Origin of the sequence: Psychrobacter sp. SC65A.3 (assembly GCF_025642195.1) — a bacterium.
GTDB lineage: Bacteria > Pseudomonadota > Gammaproteobacteria > Pseudomonadales > Moraxellaceae > Psychrobacter > Psychrobacter cryohalolentis.
On sequence record NZ_CP106752.1, the window covers coordinates 2,829,059 to 2,851,748 of the forward strand.

The window sequence follows — 22,690 nt, forward strand, 5'->3', positions numbered from 1 at the left end:
TAGCAGATAGCTATGTTCTAGCCATAAAAAAAGACCTCAGATAGTATCTGAGGTCTTTTTTACTAGCCAGTTTTCCAACTGGCTAATGTCTTTATAGGACGAGTATACTTTTCCTATTACATACGGCGGCTAACAAATGCCACGATGAATAGAATGACTGCTAATGCTAACAAGATATAGGCGAAGTTTGCAGACAATCCAGCAACACCACCAAATCCTAAGAAACTTGCTAACAATGCGATGACGGCGAAAATAATAGCCCAACGAAACATAATAATTCTCCTAAAATAGTAATTGAAAAGTCAAATAATAAGGTTGCTATAGTAATTGCTAACCAACTAACTCTTACATTACCAACCTCAGTCATCCGATATTTTGCTTTTTATTTTTTTACAGCTCTTAGTGTTTAAAAATATAGATAATGCTGTAGATAGTGCTTAGGAATATAGAGTAGCAATGATTTTCAATCTAAAAGGTTCATTTTGGTAATAATGTCGATAGGTTATGTAAACTTTGTAGCAAATCTTACCATTTAAAGATATTTTCAGTACTTATGTGTGGAAACGGTAAATAAGCACTTAAGTACTACTAGGTATATGAGAAAATTATTCAAAGATCTTACGCTCGATTTTATAAATGTTATTTATGATGCTTTTTTAAGCTCAATTGAACTTAACGATCATTTTCTTATAACAATCATTTGACAAAGCACACTAACAAGGAAGATAACGATGAATACGGATATATCAAAGAATACCAACTCATCAGGTGATAACAAAAAAATTAATAGTGAAAAACGAGCTTATGCAGTGGTTTTATATGGGGCAACCAGCTTTGTTGGGCAAATCACTGCTCATTATCTGGCAGAGTTTTTGTCTGCTAACAAAGATAAGAGTGGCTCTGAAATTAATTGGGCGATAGCAGGTCGTGATCAAGAGAAGCTCAACGAGTTGCAATCTAAACTTACTAGCACAGTAGATATTATTATTGCCAATAGCGATGATGCGGCAAGCCTTGATGCAATGACCGAGCAAACGCAAGTCATTATCTCAACCGTTGGACCTTATCTTAAATACGGCGAACCGCTTATCAAATCGTGTGTTGATAATGGCACAGATTATGTTGATCTCACTGGTGAGGCAATATTTATCAAAGATATGATGGATAAGTATCAAGAGGCGGCAAAACAAAGCGGCGCCCGTATCGTCAACTCGTGTGGCTTTGATTCTATCCCATCAGATTTAGGCGTCTACTTTACGCAAAAGCAAGCAGAAGCGAAGTTTGACAGTGCTTGTGATGTGATTCATATGCGCGTGAAAGCCGCGAAAGGCGGACTATCAGGCGGTACGATTGCCTCAATGGCAACCATCTTTGAGGAAGTCGGACAAGATAAATCTCGTCGTAAGCAAGTGGCAAATCCTTATTTGCTGAACGATGATAAATATGCGCCAAACGCACGTCAGAGCAATGTCAGTAAACCAGAATACGATAGCGAACATCAGCGCTGGCTTGCGCCTTTTGTGATGGCAAGTATCAATACGCGCATTGTGCATCGCAGTAATCAGTTGCTTGGTTATGAATATGGACGCGAATTTAAATATGATGAAGCAATGTGGATGAAAGATGGTATCAAAGGTAAGCTGACGAGTTACGCCTTGAGTGCAGGCTTGCTCGGCTTTGCCACTGCCATGATGATTACGCCAAGTCGCGAGTTATTATCCAAGCACGTGTTGCCTAAATCAGGTTCAGGACCTTCTAAAGAAGAGCAAGAAAACGGCTATTTTGATATTCGTCTCTTTGGGCAAACAGCTAACAAAGACAGTATTACTACCAAAGTAACGGGTGATAAAGATCCAGGCTATGGCAGCACTTCACGTATGTTGTCGCAAGCGGCATTATGTCTAGCGCAAGATATCAGCAAAGAAGAAGTGAAGGGTGGTTTTTGGACACCTGCTTCAGCAATGGGCGACAAGCTACTTGCTCGTTTAGAGAAACACGCTGGTCTGAGCTTTGATGTGATTGATAACTAAATCTATGTCTTAAAAAGCAGTTTCTATAATATCAATTAGTAGTATTAAAATAACCGCATTTTGGTCACAAGGTGCGGTTTTTATCTCACAATAACACTACAATAATTGCACGACATCACTTATTAGTAGGAGTCTGTTAGATTTTTCATGGATGTACCACTGAATGATTAGTATTTAAATTGTTATTATTACGCCTAGTGTTTACGACGTCTTTTACGTTTATAGATAACGTTATGCACTGACCAGAATTTTTATACGAATCAATCATGATAGTCTCCTATTGATTATCATGATTTTATTTTTTCTATAGATTATATATTAGTTATTTTAAATATATAAATTCTGTATTCTACATAGATAAATATCGTATCAGACCGCATTTAATCAAAGTTATCTCTACGACCATTTTAGCTGACATTATAAAAATATAAATTGAGGATTAAATAAATGAAAAACCATACTCTAGCTTTATCATTACTGATTGGCGCGGCACTTACTGTTCCGGCAATGGCAGCTCCAGCTGATACTAAAGCCGCTAAAAAGACGATCGCCACTGCTGAGATTGCTGTTGAAGCCAAAGTTGAAAGCACAGGCAATGAGACTGATGCAAATACTTCTAAAACAAGCAAAATGACGCCGTTTGCGATTAGCGAAACTCAAACGATTTCGCGCGCACGCGTCAATAGCAATATTGGTCAACAGCCAATGACTACTGAGATAAAAGCGCCAAACGGTCAACAATCGATGACTACCGAAATAAAAGCGCCAGCAGAAGCTTTACAAAATTCGGAATTACAAACAACTGAGATTATCTCTGAAGATGTAGCGCTAGATGCAGAAGAAGACTTAGCAGAAGTTTCAGAAGAAGATGAGCTATAAGTAAATACCTAAGTAATTATACTAAGGCGATTCTTGAAATAAATATAGTGATTAAAAAGCACCATTGATATATTTGATTTAATAAAAAAGGCAGCCATTAGGCTGCCTTTTTTGTTTCTATTTAGAATAAGACATCTTATTTCTTAACCTTAGTCACACCTGCTTCTTGCAATAGCGCGCCGAAAGTACCCATTTTGCTAGGCGCTTCTGCTTTTTCTGCACGAGGCGCCTTGCTGCGACTGTCGCTATTATTGCTGCTACTAGGTTGGCGCTTAGGCTTAGACGGACGCTTATCGCCAGCTGGACGATTGCTGCGCGGACGACTGGTATTCTCATCATTATTAGTAACATTTGCCGTCGCAGGTTTCGCTGCTGGACGTGCAGGTTTTTCAGCTTCAGGTTTCATACTAAAACCAATACGACCGCGTTTTTCGTCAATAGAGATGACACGGACCGAGACGATATCACCGGGCTTGACGCGGTTCATCGGGTCTGCGACAAAGTCATTGGCCATTTGCGAGATATGAACCAGACCATCTTGATGCACGCCAACATCGATGAAGCAACCAAAGGCAGTCACGTTGGTAACAACCCCTTCTAGTGTCATGCCTTCGCTCAAATCTTTAATGCTGTTCACATCTTCACGGAAGTTAGCCGTCTTAAACTCAGGACGTGGGTCACGAGCGGGCTTAGCAAGCTCATCTAAAATCGCTTTTACGCTAACATTTTCATCATTAGCAGCTAGCGCTGTGGTATCGATACTATTTAACACACCGTCGTTACCGATAACTTCTGGCAAGGCTTTACCTGTTTGGGCAAGTAAGCTGTCGACCAGCGCATAGCTTTCTGGATGTACACCAGTTGCATCCAGTGGATTGCTACCATCATGTATGCGTAAGAATCCTGCGGCTTGCTCAAAGGTCTTAGCACCTAAGCGCGGCACATTTTTCAATGACTCGCGGCTATCAAAAGCGCCATGCTCTTTGCGATAGGTAACGATTTGCTGCGCAACATTTTTATTTAAGCCAGCAATGTGCGCCAAAATAGCGGGGCTTGCCGTATTCACATCAACACCAACGGCGTTAACGCTGTCTTGTGTGACTTTATCAAGACTATCTGCCAACTGAGCTTGATTGACATCATGTTGATATTGACCAACCCCAATGGCTTTTGGATCTACCTTGACCAGCTCCGACAATGGGTCTTGTAGACGACGAGCAATAGATACTGCCCCACGTACAGAGACATCTAAATTACCAAGCTCATCAGTAGCAAGCTCACTGGCAGAATAGACTGACGCGCCAGATTCATTCACGATGACTGCTTTAGCTTTTAATGACTCGTTCGCCGCCAAAATCTCTTTAATCATTGCGTCTGTTTCGCGGCTTGCCGTACCATTACCGATAGCCACTAGATCCACATTATAAGTACTTAATAACTCATCGATAACCACTTTGGCTTCAGTCATTTTATTATCAGGCGCAAATGGATAAACCGTTGCGATAACAGGCTTGTCTTCGCCATCTAACATCACATGACCTTGAGCATCAACAATCGCCATCTTAACGCCATGACGGATACCGGGATCAACACCCAAAATAACTTTGCGACCAGCAGGTGCTGACATCAGTAAATGCTGTAAATTATTGGCAAAAACATCAATCGCAGCCGCTTCTGCCGTCAGACGCTTTTCAGTCAATAAACGATGCTCGATATGCGGACGCCATTTGTCTTTCCATAAGCTGCTCGCCGCTTCTGTCAAAAATTCTTGACGCTCAGTTGGCGCTTTAGCATCAATCTCAAAATGCTTAATAATTTTTTCAATAAAAGGCGCATTTTCGCCTTCGATTTTTAGACCCAAGACGTTTTCTTGACGACCACGTAGCATCGCTAATAAGCGATGATTTGGCAAACGTGCCAGGCTTTCGCTATGCTCAAAGTAATCTTTGAATTTTTCACCGACTTCACGCTTTTCTTCACTGGCAACGCTCGATACGATGCTGGCTGTTTTGGCAAAACTGCTACGTAAATGATCTAACAAGTCTAACGCTTGCGTCCATTCATCTACGATAATGGCTTGTACACCAGCAAGTTGCTTCTCGATATCACTAAAATCAACTTCAATCTCATTACCGCTTTCATCAGTAATACTTGATTGTACTTGATAGTCTGCTAATGCATCGGTTGGCGTCACGTTTTGCGTCAACACTGCTTGTGCAGCAATATCAAGACCAGCAGCACGTGCTTTGGCAGCTGGTGAACGGCGGCGCGGACGATATGGCAAGTAGATGTCTTCAAGCTCAAGTTTTGAGGTTGCATTATCAATACGTGTCTGCAGCTCGTCAGTCAAATTGCCTTGTGTGCTCAGTAATTCAATAATTTTAAGGCGACGGGTTGCCATATCACGTTCATAATTGAGAGACTTCTCTAGCGCGCGCAATTGCGCATCGTCGAGATTCTGCGTCTTTTCTTTGCGGTAACGGGCAATAAACGGAACGGTCGCGCCCTCATCGTACAGTTTGACAAACGCATTGACTTGAGCAGTCTTAATGCCAAGCGCGCGAGCAAGCTTGTCGTGAATATTCGCGTGTGTGGTTGCATCCAAAACCTGTGCATTTGTCGAGGTTTGAGATGGCGTTAAGGTATCAGTGCTACTCATAGACGTATCAATCGTTGAGAAATGTAGTTTTGCATTATAGCAAAAGCTGCATGAATAGAAATCCTTTTTATCTTTTCGTTATTTATCATGTCATTTACCGCAAAAATCGTTTAATGAGCACACTCTTGACGCTTTATTAAACAAACACCTACAGCATTTGCCTTTATCAGTGATGCAATTATGACTGCAATCTTATACACTAAAGTCTCATCAGCACAAATATTGCTGTGTACCAACGTACTGAACAATAGTTCTCATTTTTATAATTTTTTGCCAATCGATGGAATGATGCTCAAATAGTTGCACTAATAAATAGTAAAAGTGGTATTCACACTGTTTTTATTGAGAGTAAATATACTGACTGGTGCGTTTTAACAATAATTTTTGCTAATAATAATTTTTATAAGAGGATGCCTGTATGTCTGAAAATAACAGCCCCGATACCTTAACTCAGCGTATTCTAGTCGTTGATGACGATGCACGATTGCGCTCTTTGTTACAGCGCTTTCTAGAAGACGATGGTTTTGTTGTCCGTACTGCCCACGATGGCAGTCAAATGGATAAGCTGTTGCAGCGTGAGCTTTTTTCATTAGTGGTACTTGATTTGATGCTACCAGGCGAAGACGGTATCAGTATTTGTAAGCGCCTGCGCGAAGATAATGGCGACATCCCTATTATTATGCTCACGGCTAAAGGTGGCGACGCTGATCGTATCGCAGGTCTAGAAGCGGGTGCGGATGACTATCTACCAAAGCCATTTAATCCAAAAGAGCTATTAGCACGTATCAAAGCAGTACTCCGTCGTCAAAATCGTGAGCTACCAGGGGCCCCAAGTCATCAGCTTGAAGTAGTAGAATTTGGTCCATGGACACTTGATTTATCGACACGTACGCTCAAACGCGACGGCAATGTTGTCACCTTAACGACGGGTGAATTTTCGGTACTAAAGGCATTGGTTCAGCATCCACGCGAGCCATTGACCCGTGATAAGCTGATGAACCTTGCCCGTGGTCGTGAATGGGGCGCGATGGAGCGTTCAATTGACGTTCAAGTATCACGTCTGCGCCGCTTAATTGAAGACAATCCTTCACAAGCACGTTATATCCAGACTGTCTGGGGCGTAGGCTATGTATTCGTACCTGACGAAGCAGAAGTCGAAGCAGCTAAGAGCGAATCACTTTAAATTTCCAAGTATTGCTTGTGTCCGTTGATATATCATACTATTAATGGGTAATCCTATTAATACAACGGGCGCAACATTGAAATCCTCTATTATTCATCGAAATATACCCTGCACCTTGGTGACAGGGTTTTTGGGTTCTGGCAAAACCACACTTATTAATCAATTGATTGCCGATAAATCCACTGATGAGCGTTGGGCATTATTGATTAACGAGTTTGGTCGGATTGGTATCGATGCAGCCTTGGTTTCAAGCTCACAAGATAGCAATTCCGCTCAAAATAATATCGCCATTCGTGAAGTTAGCGGCGGCTGTATTTGCTGTACCAGCCAGTTACCTCTACAAATAGCTATTAGTCGCCTACTGAGTGACCATCATCCGCAACGCCTGCTTATTGAGCCGACAGGGCTTGCTCATCCACGTGAGCTTATACGGCAGCTGAGCGCGCCGCATTGGCAGACGGCTCTAAAGATGCAGGCGGTCATAACTGTACTTAACGCTCTGCAGTGGCAACGAGAAAAATATCGTGCTCACGAAGGGTTCCAAGCGCATATCCGTGATGCCAATGTCTTGGTCATTAATCGCTATGCCCAATTAAGTACTGACGATAAGCAAGCATTACAAGATTGGATAGCAGAGTTAAATGCGCAAATCACTATTATTTGGGCAGAGTCTGATGATCAGACCACAATTAACGATATAAGCACATCGAATGACTATTCAGCAGTGTTAAGCACGCAGCTGAACAAGCCTAGCCAGACTATCTCACAACAGCGGACAGTTAATATTGCTCAGCCGAAAAAATCTGTGATTAGCTTGCAGCCACTGAGTCATTCATTATCGAATAAGTCATTATTCGACCCTTCCACAAACGATAATGATATTCAGGCAGACAAAGACATCGAGCTGCCCTATCGTTATCATGAAATACAGCAAGATATCGTAGTTGCAGGTTGGCGATTACCAGCGGACTCTATATTAAATGCTGATAAGTTACAGGATTGGCTGCTAACGCTACCAAACTGGCAACGCATCAAAGGCGTATTGCATACGTCTAATGGCTGGCTACAAATCAATTTTACGCCTGATAGCTTGTCTACAAAGACAGTAAGCGTACAAGCCGACAGCCGACTAGAAATTATTTTGCAAACAAGTACTGGGCAAGAAGATGCGATAGAGGTTAAGCTAGATTGGGAAGCCTATGACCATGAACTCATGGCCTTGATACTATAGTTAATGATTGCATAGCCATATATTGTAGTGATAGAAAGATTGTTGATAAAAATAGAACCACTAAAAAAGCCCACACTATTTTGGTAGTAGGGGCTTTTTTATTGAGCAGCATTGGTTTTATTAGCGTAACTGACTGTCTTTACTGCCACGGCGATTAAACAATTCCGCAGCTTTTGCTTCTTTTTCAAGCTCAGACTGACAGCTAACGCAGTGCTGCACACCTGGTACCGCTATGCGCCGCGCTTCTGGAATCGGGTTACCACACTCATCACAAAACTCAGCACTTTCACCGGTCGGCAGTGCACGCCGTGCGCGCTCTAACGCATCATTAACGGTCGCATCCATCTGTTCGTGCTCAGCACCATCTCTTGACCAGCCACCTGCCATAATCCCATCCTATTTATTTTTTAATGATCATTGCTTTATAGATAAATTCTTTAATAACAAATAGATGGGGTGGTTATTGCTAATTACAATATGCAAATAACAAATGTGTTTGAACGATTAGTGAGAATTATATTTAGGGTATTTACTTTTTAAGAGTGTATGCCTAAAACCTTCTACTCAGCGTTGCCACCCTTCTGTTTTCATGATTTTTTGTCCTTTTTTAGTGATTAAAAAGTTAAGAAAATCTTTTGTTTGAGGATCAGCTTTTGGTGATACAACGATGTTTAAATCACGCCAGATAGCTCGATCCTTATCTATACTAACCATGTCCATATCTTTGGAATTATTAAGCGGCCAATTCGGCCAAGTTATCCAAGCATCTGCTTTTTCATCTTTAAATGCTTTAAAACTGGCTCCAGATCCTAAAGAATACGCTACTATATTATCTCGAAAACGAGCAATATCGTTTAAGCTTCCTTTGCGTCCTGCGAGATCCTCCCAAACTCCAGTACCCGAAGTGTTATATGTTCCTTTACCTTCGGTCACAACTATTTTAATCCCCTTAGCTAATAAATCATCAAAGCTACGTATATTTTTAGGATTTCCTTTTTGTACAGCTATGATTGCTGGTCGGATATAAATGGGTTCAACTTTTTCATGATCAAAAGTTTCGTATGTCTCAAGAAATGCAGTCATTGATTGCTCAGAAGTTCCCCACAGAGCATCGGCATCAGCTTGAGCGTCAGCCGACCATTTGTCTTCAGGTCCTGCTATTAATTCTACCTTGGTACCACCTTGCTTTTCCCAGACATCTGCCACTTTTCTTAAAGCGGTATGTGGGCCACCTGCTCCATACAGCTTTATGACACCATCCTGAGGATTGTGCTCGATGGAAGGATCAAAAAGCGTGGTTTGCGCAAAAGCTGAAGTACAACTTAGCAGCACACATGCAGCAGCAATGGACTTATTCATAAGTATTATCCTAAGTAAAAATCATTGGTAGTTTTGACAAAAAACAGAGTCGTATTTACTATAAAACAGATATCTTGCTGTTGGTATATATTTTTTGTAGCTTCTATTAGCACATCAAGCAACTAAAGAAAATTTATACCAGTTTCGCATCCTAGTACGACGCATCTATTTCATTTAGTATCAACTATAGCTACCCAAATTACTTTTACGCTTTGTATTCATGCAAGTTTAAGTAACACCTCTTAATCTTTTGGCTGTAGCTCAACCACTTGCCCGCGTACACCAATACTTTCGTTACTCATCAAGCAGACGTAGGCTGACATGATGTCTTCCGGCGTTTTTAAACTCATGGGATTTTCACCCGGAAAAGCATGAGCACGCATATTGGTACGCGTACCGCCAGGATTAATACAATTAAAACGCAGATTGGTGGTATTTTGCGTCTCTTGGGTAAAGATATCACTCATCCCTTCTACGGCTTGCTTAGACAGCGCATAGGCACCCCAAAACGCGCGAGGATGCGTACCTACGGTGCTTGAGGTAAAGACAATAGAGCCATGCGGCGCATCTTTGAGTAACGGCAGTAGCGCTTGGGTAAGCATAAAGGTCGCTGTGAAGTTAATCTTCATGACTTGAGCAAACATATCAACATCATACATCTCAAGTGGCGTCAATGGACCAAGCATCCCCGCGTTATGCAATATCCCATCAAGCTGACCCACTTCTCTATGAATCAAATTTGCTAATTTTTGCATTTCTGCATAAGTAGCTCCTTCTAGATTCATCGGTAACATCGCCGGCTGCTTACCACCAAAGCTTTCGATCTCATCATAGACATATTCAAGTTTACTGCTAGTACGACCTAATAGCAGCACCGTGGCACCATAGCGAGCATAAGTCAAAGCAGCGACACGCCCAATACCATCACCTGCGCCTGTGACTAAAATGGTCTTGCCATCTAAGCAGTTTTCAGAGGGTACAAAGTCACGAATATCATCGTGAGTTAAGGCGGCTAAGGCAGCGACAGACGCTTGCAAGTCAGTCTGATGGCTTTTCAGATGATTGGCTATATTGTCGGCGGAATGGCTTTCCGAGAGATTCGCTAATGGGTTGATATTGTCACTCATGGCATTACTCACTGCTTATCGTTTAATAAATGGGATGGTTAACCATTATGCTATGTTGTTATATGCTATGTTATTAAAATATTGACTAAAAACACGCTAAGCTTATGGCTCATTTGAGTTATAAATAGTCGAATTTACCAGAAGACAGCAATAATTTATTCAACTGCTCAGGCGTTTCTGCAATATAATCTGCGCCCCATTTCTTCAGATTGTTCTGATCTTCAGGCGGAATATAACCATAAGCGGCCAAAATCGTCGGCATACCCGCTGCATTACCAGCTTCGATATCGCGGATATGATCGCCAACATAAATCACACTTGCAGCAGCGCCGCGAGGGATACCAAGTTTTTCTAACGCCGCATACATAGGCTCTGGGTCAGGCTTAGGACGTGACACATCATCAGGACAAACCAAAACTGCACAGCGCGTGTCTAGCTGCATCTTTTCTAATAACAGCTCTGACAAATAGCGCGGTTTATTGGTCACGATACCCCAAGGTACGCCCTTTTTTTCAAGGGCACTTAAAACGTCCTCAAGCGTGTCAAAAACATGACTATCCACACAAATATCCGCTTCATAATCATCTAAAAACTGCTGACGAAACTCAAGCAACGTCTCTTCACTAAAATCCGTTTGCTGATTATGACGTAGCATGAGCTGCACCATTGCTGAGGCACCCGCAGATACTTGCTCACGAATCTCTACCTCAGACGGCGCTTGCCAGCCATTTTCGCGGCTCATTTTGCCAATAATACGTACAAAATCGGCAGCAGTATCTATCAATGTCCCATCTAGGTCAAATAAGACCGCTTTTACAAATTGACTCATTACAAAGGCTCTTCATTAGGGTGGTAAAAAGGGTATTAAGCGAGAGGTTTCTGTACTGCCATCATATAATTGACATCGACGTTTTGAGCCAACCAATAGCGCTTGGTCAATGGATTATAGTGCAGTCCAATGATATCTTGGCGCGCAAACCCTACATCAATCGCCATTTTATCAAGCTCAGCTGGCGTGATAAACTTGGCATAATCGTGCGTGCCGCGATCAAGCAAGCGCAGTACATACTCTGCACCGACGATAGCAAATAAGTACGATTTTGGATTGCGGTTAATCGTTGATAGTATACATACGCCGCCTGGCGCCAACAGCTTAAAACAAGCATCTACAATAGCGGCTGGATCTGGTACATGCTCTAACATCTCCATACAGGTAACCACATCAAACTGACCAGCATGGGTAGCCACTAAAGCTTCAACCGGAATATGCTGATAGCGCAAGGTATCTTGTAAGTTGCTTTGTTCAGCATGGAGGCTTGCTGCTTTGAGATTTTCTGTCCCAAGGTCGATACCTGTCACATCTGCGCCGCGACGTGCCATTGATTCTGATAAGATACCACCGCCACAACCGACATCAAGAACTTTTTTACCCGCCAAGCCCATCTCTGCCGTTTTTTGACTATCAGCACTCACGTAGCCACGCTTCACATTTTCCTCTATCCAGTTTAGACGCAGCGGATTGATTTCGTGTAAGGTAGCAAAGGCACCGGTTTTATTCCACCACTCACCCGCCAGTTTATTAAATTTTTCAACTTCGCTTGGATCGACATTGATAGCGTTTATGGTATCGTCAGCCATGCCACTATCGTTTGCTTGAGTGTGCAAAGGCTGCCCAGAAAATAAAGCTTGGCTCATAGTTTTTCCTTTATTGTTATAGTATGTGACTAAAGACTCAATATTAACATGCGAGCCGCAAAGCTGCCGTAAGTACATCGTCACCGATTGTGAACTGCTTTATTGATGCTTTAAAGGTCAATAAAAATAGAATAACAGGCTATAAGTAAGATACCTTAAATAATGACTGACAGCATTACAACCATTAGTTAAGAATCCGGTTCACAAACTGCCGCATTTTACGCTATTATAGTTGCTATTCTATAGTAGGTCGACTCAGTCGACCTATCGTCGTCTATTGACTTTGTCATTGCTTATTTGCTTTGGTATTTATATGACTATCAAAGCTATAACTATTAAAGCAAACTTCTGAATGTCGTTATTTCAAGGAATAAGTATGAAACGTATCATCGCATTAACTGGTTTGGCTTGCGCTATTGGATTTGCCAATATGGGTGCACAAGCTGCCAATTATGTCGCAGGAAAAGACTATCGTGTGTTAGATAATCCAGAAAAAATCAGCGGTGATGCTATCATTGTGCGTGAGTTTTTTTGGTATGGTTGCCCCCATTGTAACGTCCTCAATCCACACATGGAAAAATGGGCAAAAAACAAAGATAAAGATGTGGCATTCTTTAAAACACCCGCAGCATTAAACCCTGTTTGGGAAGCCAGTGCCCGTGGTTTTTATGCCGCGCAATTACTGGGTTTTGAAGACAAGACCCATGACGCTTTATTTGATGCCGTACATAAAGATGGTAAGCAGTTATTTGACCAGTCTTCATTAAGCAAATGGTATGCCTCAAAAGGTGTGAACGAAAAGAAATTTAATAGCCTTTACAACTCTTTTGCTGTTGGTACCAAAATCGGTCGCTCACAAGCAGGTGCCAAGCGTTATCAGCTATCAGGTGTGCCAGCCGTTGTCGTGCAAGGCAAGTACGTGGTAACCGGTGAAAGTGCTACCGTACCTAAAGTAGTTGATTTCCTAGTCGACAAAGTACGCGCAGAGAAAAAGTAGCATTAGTTTTTAAAAAAATATAAAAACGCTATTTCTTATCAATTAAAAAAGCCAATCTTTGCTGATTGGCCTTTTTGTATTTTAGTATTCTATCTTTAGTGGTTTATAGGTACCCACTAACCAAATTCGCTTGCCTATAGCTCTTATCGCTATTTTTTTAGATTCGTTAAAATAGCGACTTCACGGATATAACTGGCCAAATCTGCTTTTGACTCCGCCATTAGCTCCTCATCGTTTGTATGCTTAGCGTACTCAATCCAGAGCAATAGCTGATACATACTATGCTGCTCAGAGGCTTTATATTGTTTGACAAACTGCTTAAGCGTCCCTTCATCATTGATATTTAGACGCTCATACCAGCTCTCTATCTTAGAAACCTGCTCTTTAGGAAAATAGGCATCAAATAATGCTTTTATCAGCTCATGGCGATTTTCTTCAATCATAAGCTTGCCAACACGCTTGGTCTGACGATTACGCGCATTGGCACTGGTAATATCGGCAAGCGCCATTAATTCCGCCATAAAATAATCACTGGCAGGTAAAGCTTTAAGTTGTTTCTTCGATAAGCTGGCAAGCGGTATCGACAACTGTTGCAGGCGCTCATGAGCTTTTTTGAGCTCTGTGCGTGAGACGCGCATATCTTGTTCTGACCAGTCAATCATAAAAGCTTTCCATGTTTAAAAATAAATAATAGGTATAAAAAATTAGGTATAAAAGGTTCAGCAAGCGCTACCAGCGATGCTTTTCACGGTGTTTCGCCGTCACGGTCAAGCCTTCTGGCAAGCTATTTTGCAATCTGTCTTGTAAGTGTTTGGTGATAAATACCGAACGGTGCTTCCCACCGGTGCAGCCAATGGCAACCGTTACCGTATGACGATTATTATGTAAAAAATCAGGTAACCAACGATTCAAGAATGTAGCGATATCTCCCGTCATCTCAGCAACCTCTGGATAATCGGCAAAAAACGCACCCACTTCGGCGTCAAGACCTGTCGCCGAGCGCAGTGTCGGATTCCAATGTGGATTGGGTAAGATGCGTACATCAAAGACAAAATCTGCATCGATAGGGCTGCCGTACTTGAAACCAAACGATAGTAAATTAATCACGATTTGATTATCTACACCCACATAATCACGCAGACGCTCTTTTAGCTGATGGATATTGAGCATACTGGTATCTATCTTGATATCGGCATGCTTGAATATCGGCTGCAAAAGCTGTATTTCTTTCTCAATAGCTGCTGGTAGATTATAAACGTTATTTTCTACGCCTTTGGTATCTAACACCATCAACGGATGGATGCGACGAGTGGCATTAAAGCGTGCAACCAGCGTCTCTTCTTGCGCCGTCACATACATCACCATGACCGCCTCTTCGCCATAGGTCTGCTTTAAACTGTCATGGATTGCATCAAAGTTAGATAAATCTGCGCGCGGCGTACGAATATCCACCCCAAGGGCAATGCGCTTAATTCCACTATCACAGACCAGCTTTTGCGCCGCTTCAGGCACAAGAGACAAAGGCAAATTATCAATAGAATAAAAACCCAGATCTTCAAGGATATTTAGTACCGAGGTTTTCCCTGAGCCTGAACGTCCTGACACTACCAATATACTCAGTTTATCACCAGTGGATTCGTTAGAATCTGTTAGCTTTGATTGAGCATTATGGGTGTCTTGATTTACCTGCATGTTCCGTCATCCTTATAAATTGCATCCCGCAAATTACAATATTATAAATAGCAGTGTGATCAAACTTTATTAATCGTGACCAATCGATTGTCTAGCAAGCGTGCACGACCTAGCCATGCAGCCACTAAAATAACCAAGACTTGATGGTTATTGATACTCTCATCATCAACAGCTATCAACTCAGTTGTTTTTACTTCTAGATAATCAATCATAAACCCCGCACTAGTAATACGCTCATGAGCTGCTGTCAAAAGCACCTCTAACGGCTGTTTATTATCACTAATCTGTTTGGCTAAATACTGCAGCTCCTGCTGTAAGATAGGCGCTGTTTGGCGCTCAGACTCGCTTAAATACTGATTGCGCGATGATAACGCTAAGCCATCAGTAGCACGAATAATAGGCGCGCCAATAATATCGATTGAATAGCTCAAATCACGAACCAACTGCTTAATAATGGCTAATTGCTGATAATCTTTTTGCCCAAATACGGCTATGTTAGGTTGCACGATATTGAAGAGTTTAGAGACAACAATACCGACACCATCGAAATGATTGGGCCGAGTTTTGCCACATAGTTGCTCAGTAATAGTCCCAGCGAGAATAGTGGTCGGCGGCGGTAATACCGGATACATCTCATCAATAGTAGGAGAAAAAACATAGTCAGCGCCAACCATGGCAAGCTTTGTTACATCTTCATCTAAGGTACGAGGGTAGCTATCAAAGTCTTCACCAACCCCAAACTGCGTTGGATTGACAAAAATACTAACCACCACGATCTCTGCATGCTGTTTGGCAATTTTTACCAACTCCAGATGACCATCGTGTAGATTACCCATTGTAGGTACTAAGGCAATGCGCTGCGCTGTTCGGTAAGGCTGCAGAGCAACGCGTAAGTCTGAGATATGGTAATGAATCGTCGGCATGTTTAACTGCTCTTTTACTGATGGACCTAATTACTGAAATTCTATATTTGCTTAGCTAAACTGGTGCTGCTCTGTTGGAAAACTACCTTCCTTTACTGACTGCTGATACAAGGCAAATGCGCCTTCGATACTGTGCTCAGTGTTACGCTCATCAGTCAGAAAATCATGGATGAAACGCGGCGCGCGACCATGAACCATACCGAGCATATCGTGCATGACCAATACCTGACCATCGGTATCGGCGCCTGCCCCGATGCCTATCACGGGCACAGCAACGGCTTCCGTTACTGCTTTAGCAAGCTCAGCAGGGACGCATTCTAGTACCAAAAGCGCTGTACCAGCGTCAACCACAGCTTTTGCATCGTCAAGGAGTTTTTGACCTGCTTCATTGCCGCGACCTTGAACTTTATAACCGCCAAAAACGTTTACCGACTGTGGTGTTAAGCCTAAATGCACGCACGTTGGCGTACCTGCTTGCGCTAATGTTGTAATCAACTCGCAAAGCTCACGACCACCCTCAATTTTAATCACATGAGCGCCTGCCTGCATCAGCTTGCGGCTATTAACAACGGCCTCAGGCAGCGTCACGTAGCTCATAAAGGGTAAGTCCGCTAAAATAAGTGCGTGCTTATTGCTGCGGGCGATATTAGCAGTGTGGTAAGCCATATCATCGACCGTAACAGGCAAGGTTGAATCATGACCCTGCACCACCATACCCAAGCTATCACCGATTAAAATCGTATCAATCTGCGCTTTTTCCATCATGCGCGCAAACATGGCGTCATAACAGGTCAGACAAGTAAATTTGGTACCGTCTTTTTTAAACTTATTTAAAGTAGATAACGTTGTCATATCGTTATATCATCCTCAATACTTCTGAATATCAATCAACTGTCATTCACTTTAAATGAATGTCTCTTTATTTATGACTTGACGCATCATGTTCTAACAGCTTCAAACCTGCCCAATCGCTGCTTTGGGGATAGTCGATTATCGACTTTCCTACAATCATTAGCTCAGGTGCGAGCTCTCGTAACGGTATCAAAACAAAATTACGCTCATGCAAACCCACATGCGGTATCGTTAATGTTGGCTCAGAAATCCGCTCATCGCCGTATAACAATATATCCACATCAAGACTACGCTCACCCCAATGACGCAGGCGGGCGCGTTTTGCTTGCTGCTCCAACTGTTGGCAAAATGTCAGTAGCTCAAACGGCGTAAATATAGTTTCAAAGCCCACAACGGCGTTCACAAAATCTGGCTGATCTTGCGGTCCCATCGGTACCGAGGCATAAAATGAAGAAATACGCACCGTGCGTATCTTTTCTTGCTCTTGCATCATCTCAAACGCGTGCTGTAAATGCTCAACAGGCGCCCCAAGCTCATTTGCCAGATTGCTACCCAAGCCAACATAACAAGTGACCCAAGAGCAAATGGCGATAGATTTGCTATCAAAATCAATATCATTAAAGCGCGTGTTCATCGTTATCACTTTACTCTTATATTCGCTGTCAACATTAAACGTCATTGACGCTTGGCTGACGACGGCGACGTTTCGATGGCACAGGGCCTTTATTGGCAGTCATGTTACTGTTAGCTACTTTATTAGCATCTTGCGGTTCGTTAGAACTTTGATTTGTAGCACTTTGATTACTATCGTCTCGTTTGGCTTTAGTAGACTTAGTACTTGATGCTTTAGCGGGTTTCGGTGCTTTATCAATGACGTTATCAGTAGAGCCAACAGCTAATTTAGGTACTTTTTTTGCGTACTTCCCAGATGATTTCTCATTACTACTGGTGTCTATTGTCGTTGCTTCTTTAGCACTGCTAGCCTCTGCGCCAATACCACTATTGTCAATCACAGTAGGCTGACGACGACGGCGCTTGTGCGGTATCGGCTCATTATTCATACTAACAAGTGCTGGAGACTGAGCAGCATTGCGTTCTTTATAAATAGTATTACGAGCCTTGTTTGAAGACACCTGAGTATTCACTGACTCTTTTGGTGCATGCGATCTATTAGTTAAGTCACTCGCTTTATTAACAGCTTTTTCTTGCGGCTGCGATTGACTATCAGCCGATGCCTTGTTACTAACTGTTGCTTGCTCAAGCACTTTTTGCGTCGCTTTAGGCAGTGCTTTATCTGAACCAGATAGCTGCTTTTTCAAAGGCGGTACGACGTTGCCCTGTTCTATGACAAACAATGGTGCAGGTTTCGGCGTGTGCTGCTGATTGCTACCATTATTACTGCTCACCAAAGACAATTGCTGCAACTGTGCCAGCTCGTTATTGTCTTGTGTGAGTTGCTGCGGGCTATAATTTTTACTATTAGCAGAAGTATGCTGACTGGCACGGCGACGACGTGATGGCACATTTGAGGCATCATTAACCATTGCTGGTTTTGCATGACCATTACTCAGCGCTTTACCTTGATAGTCATTATCCAACTGACTCAACTTAGCATTGTCATTCGAATGCTGCTGCTTTTGACGATTGCGTCCACGACCACGCTGACCTTGTTTATAAGCACCGCGGCGGATATTTTCATCAAAGTCATCAATCGCTTGATCCTGCTGCTGCTCAGTCAAGGTTTGATAGGTCTGCCACCACTCGCCCATATCATTGGTCGATTCAGAAAGTGGATGCTCTGCATCGCCGCACTGCTCGCGCAATAATAAGAAATCAAAACCGGCACGAAAACGTGGATGCTCAGATAGCTGTACAATCTGTTTGCTACGCGGCGCGGCCAGTTTTGGCTGCAATATCCAGATATCACGAATAAACTGTTCAGCAAATTTTGGAATGGCAGTCTTGATACGTTGACGATCAATCACTTTGCCTGCTGCATGCATTTGTGCATCCGCAAAAGGCATATTGCGCTTTTTGGCTTTTTCTAGTTGATGTAAGTAGTTCTCCCACAGCAAAGCGGCATAAAAGAATGCTGGGTTGATACTTTTGCCAGCAGCAATACGTTTGTCGGTATTAATAGCGACTTGTTTAACTAAGGCACTTGGCTCAGAAGGCGGATAAATGATGAGACTATCAATCGCGCCTGAATCAAACAATAGCGGTAATAATGGTACTAAATAACCACCGGTAAACATCTTTTGCGTTTCATCATACAGACGGTGCGGAGAGATTTGCTCAAGTAATGACCAGTTGCCATCATGGAACTGTGCGGCTAATTCGCTATCAAACTCAAAACCCAATTTTGCTTTGAAACGCAAGGCACGCAGCAATCTGACCGGATCTTCTTCGATACGAATCGGTGCATTGCCTAATAAACGGATAATTTTATTATCAATATCTTCAAGCGCGTCGCAAAAATCATGAACTATGCCTTTAAGCGGCTGATAATAAAGGGCATTAATAGAAAAATCACGACGGGCAAAGTCTTGTTTGATATCACCCCATACATTGTCGCGCAGAATCATACCGTCTTGATTGGTATTAGAATCATTAATAGGTGGACCACGGAAGGTGGCTACTTCGATAAGCTCACGCCCAGAGTACACATGCGCCAACTGAAAACGGCGACCGATAATACGGCAGCGCTTACCAAAGACGTCTTTAATCTCATGAGGCTTGGCATCAGTAACCGCGTCAAAATCTTTTGGACGCAGTCCTAGCAAGGTATCACGCACGCCACCACCGACGATATAGGCGTCAAACCCAGCTCGGGTTAGGGTTGCGATTACTTCGGTAATAGAATTGGGTAATTCAGATTTATTCAGTTCTAACTGCTTGGCGGCACGCTCGGCCATGCATCTACTCCTTGCCTTTTTTCTTAACCACCCTGACGAACACAGCGTCAATCAGGCGGATGTACGTGCTAGTTTAACAAATTTTGGCCATGGTGGGTGTATTTAGACAGTTACTTACATGCTATTTTGTCAATATTGGGGTTAATTAAAGTAAAATACAGCGATTAATCTTGCACGGTCAAACGTCCTCGATTTTTATCAACGGTTTTTGCGCCAATACCCTTTACCTTTGTCAATTCATCAACCGTTCTAAAACTGCCAAACATCTCACGATATAGGATAATGGCTTGCGCCTTATTGCTACCGATACCATGTAGCAACGTAAGCTCACCTTCTGTTGCTCGATTAATATTAATGATTGACTGCATACGTGCTTGAGTTTGTGCTGTCTCTTGCGTCAATATGTAGTTATAAGCACTTTGGGCGTTATCAAAACAAGGGGCGGCAAAGACAGGATGAGACAGCATAGCCATGATAGAAACCATGCCTACTAAAAAAATGGCTACATTTTTAAACAAATTAGCATGCTGCCATTTAATAAACGACCATTTGATGGCTAACCATTTAATAAGCAAGCTTTTATTAGTCGCGTTCATGTTGTTTCGCCGCTTCCCATAACGCATCCATCTCATTGATATCGCTGTCTTCTAAACGCTTGCCTGCGGCAGCTAACTGGTCTTCAATATAGCCAAAACGTGATTTAAACTTATGCACACAGGTCAGCGTTGCTGTTTCCGCATCAAGGTCTAATTTGCGCGCCACATTGACAAGCGCAAACATGCAATCGCCAAGCTCCTTTTCAATCTCTCTGATATTGGTTTTGATTTCAACTTGGGGCTTATCTAAAATCTCGGTCTTTAGCTCGGCAATTTCTTCATCGAGTTTATCAAATGCGCCACTGACGCCTTCCCAATCAAAACCCAATTTTGACGCCTGTTTTTGCACATCCTGCGCCTGCATCAGCGCACTACCTGCTTTGGTATTGTCCAAACGACGCTGTGGTTTGCCACGTACGGCGCGGGCTTGTTGCTCTTCTACTTTAATCTCATCCCAGCGTTCTTTTACCGCGGCTTCATCTTTAAGCGTTTCTGCTTCAAACACATGCGGATGCCGGCGAATCAGCTTTTCTTGTAAAGTGGTAATCACATCAATCATATCAAAGCGCTCTTGTTCAGCGTACATCTGACAATGAAAAACCACTTGCAGCAGCACATCGCCAAGCTCGCCTTTGATGTCTTCATCATCATTACTTTGTACCGCTTCGCCGAGCTCATAGGCTTCTTCAATCGCATACGGAATTAAGCTATGATTGCTTTGCTTTTTATCCCATGGACAATCGCTACGCAACCGCGCCATTAAGGACAACAAATCCGCTAATTCGCCACTTGCTTCTGGCGTTCCTTGTACCGGTGTAGGCGCTGTTATTTTATTTTCTAAGCTATTCATAAAAAACACTCTTATATTTTTATTGGTTATTCAATAGAACCCTATTAAGTTTATAACGATTTTGTCGTTAGTGTAGCATTGAACACTGATTAGCTTATAATTGGGTAACCTACTTAATTATCATCTCACTGCTTAAACGCAAGGATTTTATCGTTATGCCCACATCCGATACGAATAATGCCAGCTATGCGACTCAAACCCAGTTCGCACCGATTAACATTGATTCATTTAAAGCTTACGATATCCGCGGCGAGCTTGGTGTCAATCTCGATGAAGCTATCGCCTACCGTATCGGCCGTGCCTTTGCCCAAATTTTATTCGAGCGTTATAACAGTGCCGATAATGATGCTACCGCTGAACTGAAAAACTTAAAATCAGCTATCGTTATTGGTAGCGATATTCGCCATTCAAGTGAACAGTTAAAACAAGCGACTATCAAAGGCATGCTAGATGCTGGCGTCGATGTTATCGACTTGGGAATGACAGGTACAGAAGAGGTGTATTTTGCCACCAGCTACTATCAAGCGTTGGGCGGTATCGAAGTCACTGCCAGTCATAATCCGATTAATTATAATGGCTTAAAATTGGTCAAAGAGCACTCAAAACCGATTAGCGCCGATGATGGTTTGGCAGAGATTCAAGCGTTGGCGGAATCGGGGCAATTTACCACTGCTAACACCTTAGGCAACCTACAATTACTGACGGATAAAAGCGCCTATATCAATCATGTGATGACTTTCATCGATACGGATAAATTAAAACCACTTAAACTGGTTATTAATTCAGGCAATGGCAGCGCCGGTCCCGTGGTTGATTTATTAATCGAAAAGTTAGCACAAGCTGGCGCACCGATTGAAGTCATTAAACTGCATCATGCCCCTGACGGTAGTTTTCCAAATGGCATCCCTAATCCGATGATTTTGGCTAATAGAACCGCCACCCAGCAAGCGGTGTTAGAAAATAAAGCCGACCTTGGGATTGCCTTTGATGGCGATTTTGACCGCTGCTTTTTATTCGATGAATACGGCGAATTTATCGATGGTAGCTATGTCGTTGGGATGCTGGCGCAAGCCTTTTTAAATAAGTATGCAGGCGAGTCGATTGTTTATGATCCACGGGTGATTTATAACACCGAAGCCGTCATCCATGAGCATAACGGTAAGGCGGTTATTAGTAAATCTGGGCACTCATTTATCAAGCAGGTGATGCGTGATTCTGGTGCGGTTTATGGTGGCGAGATGTCAGCGCATCATTATTTTCGCGATTTTTTCTACTGCGATAGCGGTATGATTCCTTGGCTGCTGACCATTGAGCTATTATCGATTACCGGTAAAACCTTGTCAGAATTGGTCAGTGGTTATATTGCAGCCTATCCAAGCTCAGGCGAGCTGAACTTTCATCTGACCACGCATGATGCGCAGACGATTATTAGCGCTATCGAAGAAAAGTTTAGTACCGAAAACCCAACCAAATCGATGCTCGATGGTTTGAGTTTAAACTTTGGCGAATGGCGTTTTAACTTACGCGCCTCAAATACTGAACCATTAATTCGGTTAAATATTGAAAGTCGCGGTGATGAGGATTTACTACAGACCAAGACCCAGGAGATTCAACAATGGCTTGCCAGTAAAGGTGCTGTACCTGCTTAACTTCAATAGCTGCAATGCTAAATAAAGACATTCTAAACTTATAAAAATAAAAA

At 42.6% G+C, this 22,690-nt stretch carries 21 protein-coding genes; 6 read left to right on the forward strand and 15 right to left on the reverse strand.

Features of this window, described 5'->3' with window-relative positions; translation table 11 throughout:
* Positions 1 to 116: 116 nt before the first annotated feature.
* Positions 117 to 272 (reverse strand): DUF1328 domain-containing protein, encoded by a 156-nt coding sequence (locus OEG80_RS11990; RefSeq protein WP_011512513.1) that lies wholly within the window; start codon positions 270 to 272, stop codon positions 117 to 119.
* A 459-nt stretch (positions 273 to 731) separates the two neighbouring features.
* On the opposite strand from OEG80_RS11990, the gene OEG80_RS11995 reads away from it, so the two are divergent.
* Both OEG80_RS11995 and OEG80_RS12000 read left to right on the forward strand, forming a co-directional pair.
* Positions 732 to 2,030, forward strand: a complete 1,299-nt coding sequence (locus OEG80_RS11995) for a saccharopine dehydrogenase family protein (RefSeq protein WP_263241015.1) — start codon at positions 732 to 734, stop codon at positions 2,028 to 2,030.
* 447 nt (positions 2,031 to 2,477) lie between these two features.
* Entirely contained in the window at positions 2,478 to 2,909 is a 432-nt protein-coding gene (locus OEG80_RS12000) for a hypothetical protein (RefSeq protein ID WP_020442514.1), read from the forward strand.
* A 136-nt stretch (positions 2,910 to 3,045) separates the two neighbouring features.
* On the opposite strand, the gene OEG80_RS12005 is transcribed toward OEG80_RS12000, so the two are convergent.
* The gene (locus tag OEG80_RS12005; RefSeq protein ID WP_263241018.1) at positions 3,046 to 5,568 is read right to left on the reverse strand and encodes a Tex family protein; all 2,523 of its coding nucleotides are present in this window, start codon (positions 5,566 to 5,568) and stop codon (positions 3,046 to 3,048) included.
* A 418-nt stretch (positions 5,569 to 5,986) separates the two neighbouring features.
* Here OEG80_RS12005 and ompR point away from each other — a divergent pair, with 418 nt between their 5' ends.
* Both ompR and OEG80_RS12015 read left to right on the forward strand, forming a co-directional pair.
* A complete protein-coding gene (gene ompR, locus OEG80_RS12010; RefSeq protein ID WP_011279439.1) occupies positions 5,987 to 6,751 on the forward strand; it encodes an osmolarity response regulator transcription factor OmpR in 765 nt (254 codons plus the stop codon).
* A gap of 43 nt (positions 6,752 to 6,794) precedes the next feature.
* Positions 6,795 to 7,982 (forward strand): CobW family GTP-binding protein, encoded by a 1,188-nt coding sequence (locus OEG80_RS12015; protein ID WP_263241021.1) that lies wholly within the window; start codon positions 6,795 to 6,797, stop codon positions 7,980 to 7,982.
* Positions 7,983 to 8,102: 120 nt separating this feature from the next.
* Here OEG80_RS12015 and OEG80_RS12020 read toward each other — a convergent pair whose 3' ends face one another.
* The 5 genes from OEG80_RS12020 to ubiG all read right to left on the reverse strand — a co-directional run bounded on the left by OEG80_RS12020 (position 8,103) and on the right by ubiG (position 12,163).
* Positions 8,103 to 8,369 (reverse strand): DksA/TraR family C4-type zinc finger protein, encoded by a 267-nt coding sequence (locus tag OEG80_RS12020; protein ID WP_263241023.1) that lies wholly within the window; start codon positions 8,367 to 8,369, stop codon positions 8,103 to 8,105.
* A 177-nt stretch (positions 8,370 to 8,546) separates the two neighbouring features.
* Positions 8,547 to 9,341 carry a substrate-binding domain-containing protein gene (locus tag OEG80_RS12025; RefSeq protein WP_025651116.1) on the reverse strand — a complete coding sequence of 265 codons (795 nt, stop codon included), beginning with the start codon at positions 9,339 to 9,341 and terminating at the stop codon, positions 8,547 to 8,549.
* Between the two features lie 242 nt (positions 9,342 to 9,583).
* Positions 9,584 to 10,468 carry a YciK family oxidoreductase gene (locus tag OEG80_RS12030; protein ID WP_263241026.1) on the reverse strand — a complete coding sequence of 295 codons (885 nt, stop codon included), beginning with the start codon at positions 10,466 to 10,468 and terminating at the stop codon, positions 9,584 to 9,586.
* Positions 10,469 to 10,586: 118 nt separating this feature from the next.
* Complete coding sequence (locus OEG80_RS12035) at positions 10,587 to 11,297, reverse strand: HAD family hydrolase (protein ID WP_263241028.1); 711 nt, start codon at positions 11,295 to 11,297, stop codon at positions 10,587 to 10,589.
* A 35-nt stretch (positions 11,298 to 11,332) separates the two neighbouring features.
* Entirely contained in the window at positions 11,333 to 12,163 is an 831-nt protein-coding gene (gene ubiG / locus OEG80_RS12040) for a bifunctional 2-polyprenyl-6-hydroxyphenol methylase/3-demethylubiquinol 3-O-methyltransferase UbiG (protein WP_263241029.1), read from the reverse strand.
* A 376-nt stretch (positions 12,164 to 12,539) separates the two neighbouring features.
* Between ubiG and OEG80_RS12045 the strand changes: the two genes are divergently transcribed.
* Entirely contained in the window at positions 12,540 to 13,160 is a 621-nt protein-coding gene (locus tag OEG80_RS12045) for a thiol:disulfide interchange protein DsbA/DsbL (protein ID WP_011512504.1), read from the forward strand.
* A gap of 149 nt (positions 13,161 to 13,309) precedes the next feature.
* Here the strand turns inward: OEG80_RS12045 and yjgA are convergent, their stop codons facing one another.
* The 8 genes from yjgA to mazG all read right to left on the reverse strand — a co-directional run bounded on the left by yjgA (position 13,310) and on the right by mazG (position 20,988).
* Entirely contained in the window at positions 13,310 to 13,822 is a 513-nt protein-coding gene (gene yjgA, locus OEG80_RS12050; protein WP_011512503.1) for a ribosome biogenesis factor YjgA, read from the reverse strand.
* 67 nt (positions 13,823 to 13,889) lie between these two features.
* Entirely contained in the window at positions 13,890 to 14,852 is a 963-nt protein-coding gene (gene rapZ / locus OEG80_RS12055) for an RNase adapter RapZ (RefSeq protein ID WP_263241032.1), read from the reverse strand.
* A 59-nt stretch (positions 14,853 to 14,911) separates the two neighbouring features.
* The gene (gene panC, locus OEG80_RS12060) at positions 14,912 to 15,775 is read right to left on the reverse strand and encodes a pantoate--beta-alanine ligase (protein ID WP_263241034.1); all 864 of its coding nucleotides are present in this window, start codon (positions 15,773 to 15,775) and stop codon (positions 14,912 to 14,914) included.
* A gap of 51 nt (positions 15,776 to 15,826) precedes the next feature.
* Positions 15,827 to 16,627: a 3-methyl-2-oxobutanoate hydroxymethyltransferase gene (panB, locus tag OEG80_RS12065; RefSeq protein WP_263241036.1), complete on the reverse strand. Its 801-nt coding sequence runs from the start codon at positions 16,625 to 16,627 to the stop codon at positions 15,827 to 15,829.
* Positions 16,628 to 16,694: 67 nt separating this feature from the next.
* Positions 16,695 to 17,261, reverse strand: coding sequence for a 2-amino-4-hydroxy-6-hydroxymethyldihydropteridine diphosphokinase (gene folK, locus OEG80_RS12070; protein WP_263241037.1), 567 nt, complete (start codon positions 17,259 to 17,261; stop codon positions 16,695 to 16,697).
* A gap of 34 nt (positions 17,262 to 17,295) precedes the next feature.
* Complete coding sequence (gene pcnB / locus OEG80_RS12075; protein ID WP_263241038.1) at positions 17,296 to 19,542, reverse strand: polynucleotide adenylyltransferase PcnB; 2,247 nt, start codon at positions 19,540 to 19,542, stop codon at positions 17,296 to 17,298.
* Positions 19,543 to 19,706: 164 nt separating this feature from the next.
* Positions 19,707 to 20,138, reverse strand: coding sequence for a ComEA family DNA-binding protein (locus tag OEG80_RS12080; RefSeq protein ID WP_011512497.1), 432 nt, complete (start codon positions 20,136 to 20,138; stop codon positions 19,707 to 19,709).
* Positions 20,125 to 20,988 (reverse strand): nucleoside triphosphate pyrophosphohydrolase, encoded by an 864-nt coding sequence (gene mazG, locus OEG80_RS12085; RefSeq protein ID WP_263241041.1) that lies wholly within the window; start codon positions 20,986 to 20,988, stop codon positions 20,125 to 20,127. The genes OEG80_RS12080 and mazG overlap by 14 nt, the downstream gene beginning before the upstream one ends.
* Positions 20,989 to 21,143: 155 nt before the next feature.
* On the opposite strand from mazG, the gene OEG80_RS12090 reads away from it, so the two are divergent.
* A complete protein-coding gene (locus OEG80_RS12090) occupies positions 21,144 to 22,637 on the forward strand; it encodes a phosphomannomutase CpsG (protein WP_263241042.1) in 1,494 nt (497 codons plus the stop codon).
* The last annotated feature ends 53 nt before the right edge of the window (positions 22,638 to 22,690 follow it).

Bases quoted from the DNA above. Each gene is read 5' to 3' on its own strand.
- OEG80_RS11990 (WP_011512513.1), bottom strand. From the start codon at position 272: ATGTTTCGTTGGGCTATTATTTTCGCCGTCATCGCATTGTTAGCAAGT.
- OEG80_RS11995 (WP_263241015.1), top strand. From the start codon at position 732: ATGAATACGGATATATCAAAGAATACCAACTCATCAGGTGATAACAAA.
- OEG80_RS12000 (WP_020442514.1), top strand. From the start codon at position 2,478: ATGAAAAACCATACTCTAGCTTTATCATTACTGATTGGCGCGGCACTT.
- OEG80_RS12005 (WP_263241018.1), bottom strand. From the start codon at position 5,568: ATGAGTAGCACTGATACCTTAACGCCATCTCAAACCTCGACAAATGCA.
- ompR (WP_011279439.1), top strand. From the start codon at position 5,987: ATGTCTGAAAATAACAGCCCCGATACCTTAACTCAGCGTATTCTAGTC.
- OEG80_RS12015 (WP_263241021.1), top strand. From the start codon at position 6,795: ATGGGTAATCCTATTAATACAACGGGCGCAACATTGAAATCCTCTATT.
- OEG80_RS12020 (WP_263241023.1), bottom strand. From the start codon at position 8,369: ATGGCAGGTGGCTGGTCAAGAGATGGTGCTGAGCACGAACAGATGGAT.
- OEG80_RS12025 (WP_025651116.1), bottom strand. From the start codon at position 9,341: ATGAATAAGTCCATTGCTGCTGCATGTGTGCTGCTAAGTTGTACTTCA.
- OEG80_RS12030 (WP_263241026.1), bottom strand. From the start codon at position 10,468: ATGAGTGACAATATCAACCCATTAGCGAATCTCTCGGAAAGCCATTCC.
- OEG80_RS12035 (WP_263241028.1), bottom strand. From the start codon at position 11,297: ATGAGTCAATTTGTAAAAGCGGTCTTATTTGACCTAGATGGGACATTG.
- ubiG (WP_263241029.1), bottom strand. From the start codon at position 12,163: ATGAGCCAAGCTTTATTTTCTGGGCAGCCTTTGCACACTCAAGCAAAC.
- OEG80_RS12045 (WP_011512504.1), top strand. From the start codon at position 12,540: ATGAAACGTATCATCGCATTAACTGGTTTGGCTTGCGCTATTGGATTT.
- yjgA (WP_011512503.1), bottom strand. From the start codon at position 13,822: ATGATTGACTGGTCAGAACAAGATATGCGCGTCTCACGCACAGAGCTC.
- rapZ (WP_263241032.1), bottom strand. From the start codon at position 14,852: ATGCAGGTAAATCAAGACACCCATAATGCTCAATCAAAGCTAACAGAT.
- panC (WP_263241034.1), bottom strand. From the start codon at position 15,775: ATGCCGACGATTCATTACCATATCTCAGACTTACGCGTTGCTCTGCAG.
- panB (WP_263241036.1), bottom strand. From the start codon at position 16,627: ATGACAACGTTATCTACTTTAAATAAGTTTAAAAAAGACGGTACCAAA.
- folK (WP_263241037.1), bottom strand. From the start codon at position 17,261: ATGAACACGCGCTTTAATGATATTGATTTTGATAGCAAATCTATCGCC.
- pcnB (WP_263241038.1), bottom strand. From the start codon at position 19,542: ATGGCCGAGCGTGCCGCCAAGCAGTTAGAACTGAATAAATCTGAATTA.
- OEG80_RS12080 (WP_011512497.1), bottom strand. From the start codon at position 20,138: ATGAACGCGACTAATAAAAGCTTGCTTATTAAATGGTTAGCCATCAAA.
- mazG (WP_263241041.1), bottom strand. From the start codon at position 20,988: ATGAATAGCTTAGAAAATAAAATAACAGCGCCTACACCGGTACAAGGA.
- OEG80_RS12090 (WP_263241042.1), top strand. From the start codon at position 21,144: ATGCCCACATCCGATACGAATAATGCCAGCTATGCGACTCAAACCCAG.